The sequence below is a fragment of the Flavobacterium sp. 3HN19-14 genome, assembly GCF_051373205.1.
In the GTDB taxonomy this organism is placed as follows: Bacteria; Bacteroidota; Bacteroidia; order Flavobacteriales; family Flavobacteriaceae; genus Flavobacterium.
Genome location: NZ_JBPPZT010000001.1, coordinates 306,742 through 321,106, shown reverse-complemented (window position 1 = coordinate 321,106; position 14,365 = coordinate 306,742). Strand labels below are relative to the sequence as shown.

Annotated in this window: 7 protein-coding genes and 3 pseudogenes; 8 read left to right on the top strand and 2 right to left on the bottom strand. The window is 43.2% G+C overall.

The window, feature by feature from the left end; genetic code table 11:
• Nucleotides 1-24 precede the first annotated feature (24 nt).
• Nucleotides 25-960 (bottom strand): DUF3078 domain-containing protein, encoded by a 936-nt coding sequence (locus ACSLFW_RS01590; protein ID WP_436554355.1) that lies wholly within the window; start codon nt 958-960, stop codon nt 25-27.
• Nucleotides 961-996: 36 nt separating this feature from the next.
• Nucleotides 997-2,759: pseudogene (locus ACSLFW_RS01585) on the bottom strand (1-deoxy-D-xylulose-5-phosphate synthase).
• Between the two features lie 170 nt (nt 2,760-2,929).
• Between ACSLFW_RS01585 and ACSLFW_RS01580 the strand changes: the two are divergent.
• The 8 genes and pseudogenes from ACSLFW_RS01580 (at nt 2,930) to pbpC (ending at nt 14,348) form a co-directional block, all read left to right on the top strand.
• The gene (locus tag ACSLFW_RS01580) at nt 2,930-3,151 is read left to right on the top strand and encodes a hypothetical protein (RefSeq protein WP_436554354.1); all 222 of its coding nucleotides are present in this window, start codon (nt 2,930-2,932) and stop codon (nt 3,149-3,151) included.
• Complete coding sequence (locus ACSLFW_RS01575; RefSeq protein ID WP_436554353.1) at nt 3,148-3,540, top strand: hypothetical protein; 393 nt, start codon at nt 3,148-3,150, stop codon at nt 3,538-3,540. Before ACSLFW_RS01580 ends, ACSLFW_RS01575 begins: the two co-directional genes overlap by 4 nt.
• Entirely contained in the window at nt 3,537-3,692 is a 156-nt protein-coding gene (locus ACSLFW_RS01570; protein ID WP_436554352.1) for a response regulator transcription factor, read from the top strand. The genes ACSLFW_RS01575 and ACSLFW_RS01570 overlap by 4 nt, the downstream gene beginning before the upstream one ends.
• Before the next feature lie 194 nt (nt 3,693-3,886).
• The gene (locus ACSLFW_RS01565; RefSeq protein ID WP_436554351.1) at nt 3,887-4,564 is read left to right on the top strand and encodes a hypothetical protein; all 678 of its coding nucleotides are present in this window, start codon (nt 3,887-3,889) and stop codon (nt 4,562-4,564) included.
• A 304-nt stretch (nt 4,565-4,868) separates the two neighbouring features.
• Nucleotides 4,869-5,316 (top strand): annotated as a pseudogene (locus ACSLFW_RS01560) (nucleoside deaminase).
• 168 nt (nt 5,317-5,484) lie between these two features.
• Nucleotides 5,485-11,165: pseudogene (locus ACSLFW_RS01555) on the top strand (alpha-2-macroglobulin family protein).
• Nucleotide 11,166: 1 nt separating this feature from the next.
• Nucleotides 11,167-11,967, top strand: coding sequence for a hypothetical protein (locus tag ACSLFW_RS01550; RefSeq protein WP_436554350.1), 801 nt, complete (start codon nt 11,167-11,169; stop codon nt 11,965-11,967).
• A 5-nt stretch (nt 11,968-11,972) separates the two neighbouring features.
• Nucleotides 11,973-14,348: a penicillin-binding protein 1C gene (gene pbpC / locus ACSLFW_RS01545; RefSeq protein ID WP_436554349.1), complete on the top strand. Its 2,376-nt coding sequence runs from the start codon at nt 11,973-11,975 to the stop codon at nt 14,346-14,348.
• Nucleotides 14,349-14,365: the final 17 nt, after the last annotated feature.

Here is a 14,365-nt window from a genome sequence, read left to right as displayed (position 1 = left end):
CCAGCCCGATTCCGAGTGTTTGCTTCAACTGCACTTTGGCCCGACTGTAACCTGTTCGCCGTTTACATCTTCTTTTGCCTTGATGTCGTCGTCGTAAATCAGGTTGAAACCGATGTTGGCTTTGACGTATTCGTTGACCACCAAATCGAGTTGTGCCTGCCAATCAACGTCGATATTTCCAAAATGATTCAGGTAATCTGAATACAAATTCAGTCGGTTTTCAAAGGTGATATTCTTAAAAATTTCACGCTTGAAATGCGTAGTTAAGAGAAAACCAAGTTCGGTTTTAGATTTTTTTCCTTCTCTTGTGACAATGCCATTTTCGTCAACTTCGGCTTTTGTAACACCGAAAGCGCCCTGATTCGCCAGTCTCTGGTCTAAAACCAAAGTGTTCTTCATGGTCAAAGGCGAAATATAAACGTTGACTTTTTTCTCTTTATTCGAATATTCGGCACCAACTCCTAAAAAAGTATACGCCGGAGCAAATGGTTTTGAAATCGGCACATCGGTATTCGGATAAGCATAACCGTTTGAAAATTGCGTGTTGAAATTGAACTTTGCTGAGTGGTACCAATTCGACAATGTATCCTTGCGGTAACCGATGGTCGAATTGAACTGAAATTGGTCGTCGGTTTTCCTGAATTCAACGCCGTCCTGTTTGTTGACGCCGTATCTTACGATCATTTCAGTACCCCATTTGAGATTGTCTTTGGTGTAAATGCGCGAAAAATTTCCTTTCAATAATCCTGAAATTGAGCTCACGCCTCCAGCGCTCCAGTTCAAAAAAGCGATTTCGCTAAGGTCAAAACCAACGGTATTTTTTTTAACCCAGTGCGAAATCTCTACTTTTTTAACGGTATCCGGCGGATGCACAACAATTGAATCCTTCGTTTGGGAGAAAGTTTTCGCCGAAATCAACAGTATTAAAAGGCAAACGAATGAACGAAATTTAGGAGTCATCAGAAGTATCGTTTTGGTTTGCAAAAATCAGCATTTTCAATATTCTGAAAAAAGATTTTGTAAACTTTTTACATCAATTTTACTATAACGTTGTAGTATTTCGATGGTGCCGTGTTCGATAAATTCGTCGGGAATTCCGAGTGAAATAATTTTTGATTTGTAGTTGTGAACTGCTGAAAATTCGGTGATTCCGCTGCCAAAACCGCCTTTGATTGCGCCGTCTTCAATAGTGATTATCGTTTCAAAACCGGTAAAAATTTCGTGCAATAATTTCTCATCAAGCGGTTTTACGAATGGAAAATTATAATGCGCGATTTCAGATTTCATTTCAGACAAAGCAGCAATTACATTATTGCCGATTGTCCCTGTAGATAAAACTGCAGTTTTTGCTCCTTTTTGAATGCAATTTGCTTTTCCGATTTCGATTTTTTCAAACGGAAGTTGCCAATCGGTTGTTACGCCGCGACCCCTCGGATAGCGGATTGCGATAGGATGTTTAAGTCCGAGTTGTGCGGTGTATAAGATATTTCGCAATTCGAGTTCATTCAAAGGCGCGTGAATAATAATATTCGGAATACAGCGCAGATAAGCCAAATCGAAAACGCCGTGATGCGTCGCGCCATCTTCGCCAACCAATCCGGCACGGTCGAGGCAGAAAATCACAGGTAAATCCTGTAACGCCACGTCGTGAATCACTTGGTCGTAAGCGCGTTGCAAAAAAGTTGAATAAATGTTACAATAGACAATCATGCCTTGTGTTGCCATTCCGGCAGCGAGTGTTACGGCGTGTTGTTCTGCGATGCCAACATCAAAAGCGCGTTCTGGTAAGGCATCCATCATAAACTTCAGCGAACTTCCCGAAGGCATGGCAGGCGTGATACCAACGATTTTTTCATTTGATTGCGCAAGTTCCAAAACCGTCAATCCGAAAACATCCTGGTATTTTGGCGGTAAATTTTCTTCAGATTTTAGGTAGATTTCGCCTGTATTTTTATCAAATTTTCCCGGCGCGTGGTATTTTACCTGATCTTCTTCGGCTTTTTTGAGGCCTTTTCCTTTGGTAGTGATGATGTGCAGGAATTTTGGCCTTTTACAGCTTTAAGTCGTTCCAATTCTGCAATTACAGCGAAAATATCATGACCGTCAACCGGACCTGAATAATCAAAATTCAGCGATTTGATCATGTTATTTTCTTTCGGATTCTTGCCTTCTTTTACGGCGGTAAGATAATCTTTCAAAGCGCCGACGCTTGGGTCGATTCCGATAGCATTGTCATTCAGGATCACCAATAAATTCGCATCAGTAACGCCGGCGTGGTTGAGTCCTTCGAACGCCATTCCGCTTGCAACCGACGCATCGCCAACCACTGCAATATGATTTTTCTCAAAATTGCCTTTGAGTTTTGAAGCAATCGCCATTCCCAAAGCCGCTGAAATCGCGGTTGAAGAATGCCCGACGCCAAAAGTATCGTAAATACTTTCACTTCTTTTCGGAAAACCGGAAATGCCGCCGAATTGTCGATTGGTGTGGAAATTCTCACGCCTTTCGGTCAGGATTTTATGTCCGTATGCCTGATGCCCGACATCCCAAACCAATAAATCTTCAGGCGTATTGAAAACATAATGCAGCGCAATCGTCAACTCGACAACACCAAGACTGGCGCCGAGATGGCCTTCCTTAACCGAAACAACATCGATTATAAAATCACGTAAATCCTGCGCCAATTGCGGCAACTGACTTTTATTTAATCGACGTAAATCGGAAGGAATGTGGATATTGGTAAGAAGATTGCCCGACATTTTTTTGAGATATGGACAAATTTACGATTTTGTTTTTACTTCAGAATTTTTATAATGCCCAAATCTGTTAGAATTTATGCAATAAATCTGCCTAATTTTTAGGAATTACACAGTGTTAAAATCGAATCACGAAATCGTTTTTTGGCTATTTTGCGATTGAAAATAAATTTATGGGCACACCGATAAAGAAGCTTCAGCGCGTGTGGGACAGTGATCCGAACAGGGGAATCATTGGTTCTGAAAATAAGCACATTACATTTGAAACACTCGCGAACAATATCGTGAGTACCTGCCCGTGTTATTTTTATGTCGTTGATTTTGAAAATGCGTTGACGATGTCGCATGTCAATCCAACAATAAATGAAATCCTCGGATTTGACCCGAAAAGGTGACATTCAATGATATCATAGCGTCTTTTCACCCTGATGACGTTGATTTTATTGTAAAAGTCGAAGCAGCGCTTGGGCAGTTTTTCCACAAAAATGTCGAACCGGCCAACCTGATGAAGTACAAATCGAGTTTCAATTTCCGGATTAAGACCAAAGATGGTACTTATGCGCTGTTCAACCACCAGGCAATGATGCTGACTTTGGGCGCTGATGGCGGATTGGGGAAGGCGATTAACATCCATACGCGCATTGACCACCTGACAGAGATCAACAATTATCGTTTTTCATTGATCGGAACCGACAATGCGCCGTCATTTTTAAATTTAAGCCTTGATGAGGAAGTTGGCAAAGCGCCTGGTTTTCCAAAAAAGAACTTGAAATCCTCAAGTTGATTTCTGAAGGATTCAAAACCGACGCCATCGCGAAGAAACTTTTCATCAGCCCGTATACCGTCAAAAAGCACCGCGGTAATATCCTCAAGAAATCCAATTGCAAGAACATGACGGAGCTTATCCGAAACAGTATCATTTACGGATTGGTATAAAAATACTCCTTTATAGTTATTGTGCGAATTTGACCTATCGCATAGTTTTGCCACGAACGTTACGTTATGGCCCTAACCATTTGTACCTACAAAATTCCATGTGTTAAAACCTTTAATACTTTAGGGTTTTACCTATTGCCGGGCTTTAAAAGTGTCAATAATTTCGTTCCTGTTGCTCTTTTAAAATTAAAGAAATGAAAAATAATCTTGAATCCGGTGATGAAAAATTAGCCCGCCAATTAAGTCAATTCGCTTTGAATATGAATGATTTTGCAACGATTTTTGAAATTTCGGAGCCTGAATTGACAGGAATCAAAGCGGATGCGGATTACTTTAATTGGACTGTTACCAACTTCAAAAAAGTCCACGCTTACAAGCAAAGCTGGACAAAATATAAAAACACGCTTCGGAAATCATCAGCGAATGAAACCCTGGACTTTCCCGAATTACCTGCATTCTGCCCGGCGCCGCCTGCTGTGGCACCCGATTTATTGAATCGGTTTACTGCCATGGCCAACCGGATTAAGCTGCATCCTTCCTATAACCTAACCATCGGAAGGCAGCTCGGCATCCTGAATATAGGCGCTGCGGCTTTGCAAGACGAAACCGTACAGCCGCTGATTAAAGTCATCATGCGTGACAGCAAGGTCAGCCTCGTTTGGAAGAAATCGGGATTCACCGGAATCCATGTCGAAAAAGACAGCGGAAACGGTTTTACGACGCACGACAAAGTTTTTTCGAAAATATATATAGATAACGCATCAATCCCTCAAGGGAAGCACGCTACCTGGAAATACCGCGCCATTTATTTATCGGGGGATGATCAAATCGGACTGTGGAGTCCTGTGGTAAGCGTAAACGTTGCAGGGTAATCAACACCGCAGCTTATTAAAATCCTCTTAGAGGGATTTTTTTATTTGGTACTTATTGAAATATGCAAAATAAACTCCGCTGAAAATTTAAGAATTTTTACGGCGTTCCCGTAACCGACTTGTCGGCGAAATTCGTATCTTACCTTCAGGGAAGGGGAAATGCATCCCTACGAAAAAATAAATTATCCTAATTACGGTAACGCCGTAAAAATTGTTAAAGTTTTAGTGATTACTTGGGTTAATAATTTTAGACATAATTGCAACCCACTTTTATTCCTAACTGCAGAAAGTTTATTTTTGCACCATGGAAAACATTTTCACCGACGAGTATTTCATGAAGAAAGCCTTACACGAAGCCGAAATGGCTTTTGATAAAGGCGAAATTCCCATCGGTGCCGTAATTGTAATCGACAACAAAGTCATCGCACGTTCCCACAATCTCACCGAAATGCTGCACGATGTTACTGCCCATGCCGAAATGCAGGCCATCACATCTGCAGCGAATTTCCTTGGCGGAAAATACCTCAAAAACTGCACGCTCTACGTCACCGTTGAACCCTGCCAGATGTGTGCCGGTGCTTTGTACTGGAGCCAGATTTCAAAAATTGTTTTTGCTTCGCCCGACAATGACCGGCGGTTTTATCAGAATGGGAACGCAATTGCATCCGAAAACTACCGTAGTCAGCGGCATAATGGCCAATGAAGCAGCCGATTTAATGCTGCGTTTCTTCGCTGAAAAGCGCAAAAAATAAGGCTTTTTTTACCTCGAAAAAATATTTTTTCCAACCTGAATTTTGTATATAAAATAAATATACATTTACTACAATATTCCGCTATTTTAACAGTTATGGCTTTAATTGCCGGAATGTTAATTTTTGCGTTCCGCAACCTCCGTTCTTAACCAATAACTCTTAATAAAAATGAAAACGAAAAGTTTTGTTTGCGTGTTTTTTGCATTGATTTTGTTCCAGGCGTGCAGTAAAAAATCGGCTGCCGATTTTAATTCAGATTTTTCGTTATTCAAAGAAATATATTTCGGGTTTTTCAAGTGGTATCGTCCCCGCGAAAACAGACATTCGGGTAGTTTTGGCTTTCAACAGCAAAGAACTCACACCCAATAAAATTTTATCCGACGATTTATTCGATATTTCACCAAGTGTTGACGGAAAAGTCGTCGCGCTTTCCAACAATACTATCGCTTTCATCCCCGAAAAGAAGCTGAAACAGGATACTGAATATCAGGTCACCTTCCATTTATCGAAACTTAAAAAAGTCCCGGAAGATCTCGAAGATTTCAAATTCACCATAAAAACCATCAAACAGGATTTTGTGGTCGAGCCAAAAGACGTGCAATCCTACAACAAGGAATACCAATATTTAAATTGTGTATTGCGCACGGCAGATTTGATGCCTTTGGAAACTGCGATGAAACTCGTAAGTGCAGAATACGCGGGCAGCGGACTGAAAATAAAATTCGATAATTCTATCAAAGAAGGAAAAGAATTTCATTTCATCGTAGACAGCATCAAACGCCAGGCGACAGAAGGAAAATTATCGATTAATTATGATGGTGATGATGCCGATATTGATTCGAAAGGTACTATTGATTATACAATTGCCGCTTTAGGCGATTTCAAAATCATGACTACCGAACTCGATGATGACGGCGAACATACGTTATTAATCAATTTTTCGGAACCATTGCTGAAAGTCCAGGATTTTCGCGGATTGGTGTACATCGAAAATGCCAAAAACCTGAAATTTTCTACACAAGGAAACCTACTCAAAGTGTTTTTCAACAACGAAAAACCGACAGTCGCCGAACCGGTAATCGTAACGACCGTAACCGATACAACCGCTGCTGTTGCCGCCACCGTAATCGATTCGACTGCTGTTGACACCGCTGCAACAGCTCCGGTCGCAGCGTATAATTCTGAGAATTCAACAGATTTCGGATCAACCGCCAACCAATTGTCAGGCGAATTAAAAGTGTATATTTTCCAGGGAATTGAAAGCGAATACGGGCAAAAAATGGCCGCCGATTATTCAACGAAAGTAGTTTTTGGGCAATTGAAACCGAAAGTCGAAATCGTGCAAAACGGAACTATTATGCCGAGTTCAGGAAAATTCCGCATTAATTTCCGAGCCGTAAACCTCAAAGCCGTAGATGTGCGGATTTTCAAGATTTACAAAAATAATATCCTGCAATTCCTTCAGGACAACCAGCTCAACGGTTCCCGGAATCTTCGGCAGGTCGGGCAGCCCGTTGCGAAAACGACTTTGGATTTAAAACAAAATCCGCTTGTTAAACTTGATAAATGGAACACATTCGCACTTGATTTGTCCAAAATCATTACGCCTGATCCGGGTGCGATTTACCGCGTGGAATTCGTCTATAAGAAACAATATTCTGCCTACAAATGCGACACTTCTGACCCGGAAGAAAACCAGGATGAAGAAGCCGAGGAAGAAAATGAAAACGACGTCAACTACAGTAATGGCGGCGAGTATGACTACGAATATTACTACGAAGGCGATTACGACTGGCGGGAACAGGAAGATCCGTGCACGAATTCCTATTATTATGATAACAAAACCGGAACTAATATTTTAGCGACAGATTTAGGCATAATTGCCAAACGCGGTGAAGACAAATCGTATTTTTTTGCTGTCAATAATATCGTGACAACTGAACCGGTTTCAGGCGCGAAAGTCGATTTGTACAGTTACCAGCAACAAAAGCTGGCTTCAGAAACCACCAATGGCGATGGAACTGTGAATATCCAACTCGATAAATTCGCCTATTTCGCCATCGTTTCAAAAGGTGATAATACGACTTACATCAAACTCGACGATGGCTTGTCGCTTTCTGTCAGCAATTTCGATGTAGCGGGCGAGGAGTTACAAAAAGGACTCAAAGGCTTTATCTACGGCGAACGTGGCGTATGGCGTCCGGGCGATAATTTGTATTTGTCGTTTATTTTGAATGATGCCGCGAACAAATTGCCGAAAGCGCATCCGATAAAATTCCGACTTTCAGATCCTAATGGAAAAGTCACTTACCAGACTGTTCAGAAGTCTAACGATATGAATCATTATTGCTTCGTGGTACCGACAAACGCAGATGCGCCGACGGGAAGTTGGGAAGCCGTCGTAAGTGTCGGCGGCGCGAGGTTTTACAAAAACATCAAAATTGAAACCATCAAGCCGAACCGTCTTCGCGTGAAGAATACTTTCAATAAAGCGATACTTTCTTCGGTAAGTCCGAATGTTGCGAACCTAGAAGTGACCTGGCTTCACGGCGCTGTCGCGAAAAACCTCAAAGTCGAAATGCAGGCGAAATTCTCACAGTCGGAAACTTGGTTTAAAAATTATCCGAAATATGCTTTCGACGATTTGGTACGCAGTTTCGATACCGAGGAAATCAGCGTATTCTCAGGAAAACTTGACCAAAACGGACGCGCTTCAGTCAACATCCAGCCAAAATTACAGGAACAGGCGCCGGGAATGCTTAAAGCTGCTTTTATTACGAAAGTGTATGAGGAAGGCGGCGATTTCAGTACCGATGTGATTTCTTCGACCTATCTCCCCTATTCGACTTATGTCGGAATAAAATCCCCTGAGCCGAGCAAATATGGCGCTTTGGAAACGAATAAAGTCAATAAATTCGACATTGTCACTGTTGATGAAAACGGCAGGCCGAAAGCCGTCAGCAATCTTGAAGTGAAAGTCTTTAAGGTCGAATGGCGTTGGTGGTGGGATGCGTCAAACGACAATCTTTCCAATTACAATTCGGGAAATTCCACAACTGCTTTTAAAAATTATACCATCAATACCGACGCAAACGGAAAAGGCTCCGTTGCATTTTCAGTTACAGACGATGAATGGTGCCGTTACCTGATTCGCGTTGTCGATCCTGCAGGCGGGCATGCAACGGCACAAACCGTCTTGATTGACTGGCCGTATTCGGTCGGAAAAACACGCAACACCGATGCGACGACAGCTAATATGTTAGTTTTTTCAACTGATAAGAAGAATTATGCCGTTAGTGAAGAAGTAAAGGTTTCATTCCCATCGAGTGAAGGCGGAAGGGCTTTCGATTTCTGTCGAAAACGGCACGAAAGTCCTCAAAACGCTTTGGGCAAAAACCGAAAAGGGCGAAACGAACGTTGAAATTCCGATCACGCCTGAAATGGCACCAAATGTATATTTACACATCACATTGCTTCAGCCGCACGCGACAACCAAAAATGATTCGCCAATCAGGATGTACGGCATCGTTCCGATTGAAGTGGTTGATAAAAATACCATCCTCGAACCGAAAATCGCAATGCCCGCAGTCTTGAAACCGGAGCAGAATTTCTCATTAAAAGTCAGTGAAAAAAATGGCCGCGCAATGACCTACACCATTGCTATCGTTGATGAAGGACTGTTAGATTTGACGCGTTTCAAAACACCAAATGCCTGGGATAGTTTCTACGTTCGTGAGGCATTAGGCGTTAAAACCTGGATATTTATGACGATGTAATCGGAGCGTATGGCGGAAAAGTCAATCAGATTTTCAGCATCGGTGGTGACCAGGATTTAGGTGGCGGAAAAGCCAAAAAAGCCAATCGCTTCAAACCGGTTGTGGTCTATCTCGGTCCATTCACTTTGGCTGCCGGTGATAGTAAAACACATAATATCAAGTTACCGAAATATATCGGCTCTGTTCGTACGATGGTAGTTGCGGCCGATGCCAAAACGAGTGCTTATGGCAGTGTGGAAAAAGCGACTCCGGTGAGAAGTCCGTTGATGGTATTGGCTTCGCTTCCGCGGAAAATCTCACCATCGGAAAAAGTGACGATTCCGGTCACGGTCTTCGCCATGGAAAAAAACGTGAAGAATGTCACCGTACAAATCAAAACCAACAACGGATTGAGGATTATCGGAAGTCCGACACAAACCGTCAGCTTTGCACAGCCTGATGAAAAATTGGTGTATTACAATTTAGAAGTCGGCAGTGCGACCGGCATCGGAAAAGTACAGGTCATCGCCACTTCCGGCAAGGAAAAATCGACTTACGATGTAGAGATCGATATGACCAATCCGAATCCCGTTACAAATACTTTCAAGGATGTCGTTTTGGAGCCAAACAGCACCAAATCGATTTCATGGACTTCTTTTGGCGTCGCAGGCAGCAATAAAGCAAGTATAGAATTTTCGTCGATGCCAACCATCGATTTGAACAGAAGGCTGAACTACCTGATTACCTATCCACATGGATGTGTTGAACAGACGACTTCTTCGGCATTCCCACAATTGTACCTGAATGCCATTGCTGATCTTGATGCGAACCGCAAAGCGAGTATCCAAACCAACGTAAGTGCGGCGATTAACAGGTTGAGCGGATTCCAATTGGCGAACGGTTCATTTACATATTGGCCGGGAATGACGTATGGCGATGATTGGGGCACTTCTTACGCCGGACATTTCTTAATCGAAGCGGAGAAAAATGGCTATCTGTTACCAGTCAACTGCAAATCAAAATGGATTTCTTATCAACAGAAAGAAGCCAAATTATGGAGATTCCAGCCGCAATACGGCAATGATTTGGCGCAAGCCTATCGCCTTTACACATTGGCACTTGCAGGTTCGCCTGATTTGCCGTCAATGAACAGATTGCGTGAAACCGGCGGTATTTCGAATGAAAGCAAACTGCGTCTTGCCGCTGCGTATGCTTTGGCCGGACAAAAAGCTGCCGGAGCATCGTTGCTCACGAAAACGAATATCGATGAGCAGGGCGGACTTTACAACAATTACTATTACGGCTCCTACGACCGCAACCGCGCAATGGCATTGGAAACCCTGGTTTTATTAGGGCAAAAACCCCGTGCTTTCGCGATGGCGCAAAAAGTTGCGAAAGATATGGCTGCTGACAGTTGGATGAGTACGCAAACAACAGCTTATTGCTTGTATGCAATGTCGAAATTCGCCTTGAGCAACGGCAGCAAAGGCCTCGATGTACAATTCACGCAAAGCGGAAAAGGTTTCACTATTACGACCGGGAAATCATTTGCAGACCGCGCTTTGATTGTGAGTTCAGGAAATAACGGCGTGACCATCAAAAACAATAAGAACAATACAATTTATGTGCGCGTTTTGACGAGCGGCATTCTTCCGATTGGTCAGGAGCAGGTAGTTCAGAATAGTTTGACGGCGAATGTAGTTTTCAAAAACAGAAAAGGTGCAGTCGTGAATGTGGCAAAAATCAATCAGGGCACTGAATTCATAGCCGAAGTCACCGTCAGAAATCAAAGAAATGAACGCGTAGAAAACGTTGCCTTATCGCAAATCCTGCCATCCGGATTTGAAATCGTCAACACAAGATTCACCGATTACGGCGACGCGACCAATAACAACGCCGATTACATCGACATTCGCGACGACAGGACGAATTTCTATTTTTCGCTTAAAGCGAATGAAACCGAAAACGTTCAAAGTACTGTTGAATGCGTCTTACCTCGGTAAATATTACCTGCCGGGATTGCAGTGCGAGGCGATGTATGACCATACTTTCCTGGCAAGGACGAAAGGGCAATGGATAGAAATTGTCAAATAAGATGAGATTATTTTTATCAGGATTACTGCTGTGGCTTTGCGGCTGCAGCAGTAAACATGTCGAAAAAAATGTTGCGGAAATTCCACAGCCTGATTCGGTTGCGGTTTCTCATATCGATGTGGAAAAAATCTTAAACGATTATGCCTTACGCGCCAGTGAATTTGCCAAAAGCGACAGTTTGTTTTATCCCGTCGGCCGGTACATGGAAGAAGATACTTCGCGCATTATCGTCATCGGAAAATTCATAGATAAGGAGAAAATTTACGCGGTTGATATTTCTTCTCAAATGAATGCAACTGTGAGTTTCTACCAATTAAATGACAAAAAATGGCAGAAAATCGGTAGCCATAAAACGCCAAATGATATTTTTCAAGTTGCCTTTAAAGATTATGATGGCGATGGAAAAAATGAAATCATAACCCAAGGGCACTATAATATTAATGGCAATTTCTGGAATGAATTCTATCATTTTTCGCCCGGGAATAATACCATAATTTATGCGGGAAGTTTTTTCGCAGGCGCGGAAGAATATGTAATTGGCAACAATGGAAAAACACTTAAAGTCGAGTACAGCGGAAGTTGCCACGGCGAAGAAACAAGAACGTTCTTTGAATGGTGCAATGGCCAACTCATTCGCAGAAAACAAATTGTGCTTTCCGAAATAGGTGAGGATTGTATCGCCAAAACTATCGAATACTACGAGAATCCGACTTCGGATAAAGACACATTGGTTCGTCGGTTCAAGAAGCGGTTTCGCGGAAAACAATATGATTTTTGGGACAACTTTTTTCTTAACAACTGAAAGCCGTGAAAACAAAAATCAAAGCTTTTTTTCAACGCATATCAAACTGGATCAAACGCAACAAAATCAAATCATCCATTGCTTTCATTTTGTTGATTGCGTATTATTTCTGCCTGCCGCGAACACTTTTCAAGGAACCATATTCCACAGTAATTGAAAGCAATGACGGTGAACTACTCGGCGCCAAAATCGCAAAAGACGGGCAATGGCGATTCCCGGCGCAGGACAGCATTCCCGATAAATTCAAGAAATGCATCGTCGCCTTTGAAGACCAGTATTTTTACACCCATCCGGGATTCAATCCCATCGCAATGGTCAATGCAGTGCGACAAAATCATGCTGCCGGAAAGGTCGTTCGTGGCGGAAGTACACTCACGCAACAAGTCATCCGACTGTCGCGGAAAGGGCAGGAGCGCACTTATTTCGAAAAGCTGATAGAAGTGATTTTAGCCACGCGACTTGAATTCCGCCATTCCAAAAACACGATTTTAGAATTGTATGCCGCGCACGCGCCTTTTGGCGGCAATGTCGTTGGGCTCGAAATGGCTTCCTGGCGTTATTTCGGCATACAATCACACCAATTGTCATGGGCGGAAAGCGCGACACTGGCGGTGCTGCCCAACGCGCCGAGTCTCATTTATCCCGGAAAAAATCAGGAACGGTTGCGCATCAAACGCGATAATTTGTTATTGAAATTGCTGCAGCAAGGCACCATTGACAAACAAACCTATCAATTATCGATTGCCGAGCCACTGCCGCAAAAGCCATTCGATCTGCCGCAAATAGCGCCGCATTTATTGCAACGCATCGCCAAAAAACAAGAAGGAACGCGTGTAAAAACCACGGTTGACATCGCATTGCAAAACCGCGTCAACCAGATTGCGCGCTATTATTACAACCAATACCGCCAAAACGAAGTGAACAACCTTGCCATTATGGTTATCGACGTGCAAAACCGCAATGTGATGAGCTATGTAGGCAATGCGCCAACTGATCAGTTTCACCAGAAAGATGTCGATATCATTGGCGCACCAAGAAGTACAGGCAGTATCTTAAAGCCATTGCTATATGCCGCGATGCTCGACGAAGGCGAATTGCTGCCCAATACATTAGTGCCCGATGTCCCGACACAGATTTCAGGTTATACGCCCGAAAACTACAACCTCACTTTTGACGGAGCGGTTCCTGCACACAGGGCATTATCGCGGTCGCTGAATATTCCGGCGGTATTGATGCTGCAGGATTATGGCGTACAGAAATTCTATGACAGGTTACAGGAATTTAAACTGCACGACATCAACCGAAGCTCCGGCAATTACGGCTTATCATTGATCCTGGGCGGTGCCGAAAGCAATTTGTGGGATTTGTGCCGCACTTATGCCGGAATGTCGTCAACCGTTGATTACTTCAATAAAAATGAGGGAAAATACCGCACAAATGAATTCGCCGAACTCAACTACGACAGCAATTTCAAAGTCGATTTCGGAAAGCAAAGCTACCAGAAAACAATCTTAGGCGCCGGTTCCATCTGGCTGACGTATAATGCGATGGAGGAAGTCAACCGCCCCGAAGGCGACGAAGCCTGGAAATTCTATGACAGTTCACTAAAAATCGCATGGAAAACCGGGACAAGTTTCGGCAACCGCGATGCGTGGGCGATTGGTACGAATTCGCGTTATGTCGTTGGTGTATGGGTTGGAAATGCCACAGGCGAAGGCCGTCCGACGCTAACCGGAGTTTCAAGCGCAGCCCCGATTTTATTCGATGTATTTAATTTATTGCCAAGGAAAAAATGGTTCGATGCGCCGCTGAATGACCTCGAGGAAGTTGAAGTCTGTTCGCTCAGCGGTTACCTCGCCCATGAAGATTGCCCGAAAATCAAGCAATTCGTTTCGCTAAAAGGAAAAACTACAGCCGTATGTCCGTACCATAAAACCGTACATTTAGACAAGTCCGAAAAATTCCGTATCAACAGCAGTTGCGAAGATGTGGCGAATATCGTCACCAAAAAATGGTTCGTACTGCCGCCGGTAATGGAATGGTATTACAAAAACCAACATGTTGATTACCTGCCGTTGCCGCCTTTCCGCCCTGATTGCGCCGGCAACCAGACTTCATCAATGGATTTCATTTACCCGAAAGCCAGCAGCAAAATCTATTTGACAAAAAACTTCAACAGCCAGGTGCAGCCGGTAATTCTCAAAGTCGCGCATTCTGACCGCGAAAGCACATTATATTGGTATGTTGACAACGTGTTCAAAGGCACGACTAAGACATTTCACGAGATGCCGATTACGCCTTCAACGGGCATTCATTATATTACTGTTGTGGATGAAGATGGCAATGAGATCCGGAGGAAGATTGATATTGTTAATCAATAAAGCCCCTCGACTGCGCT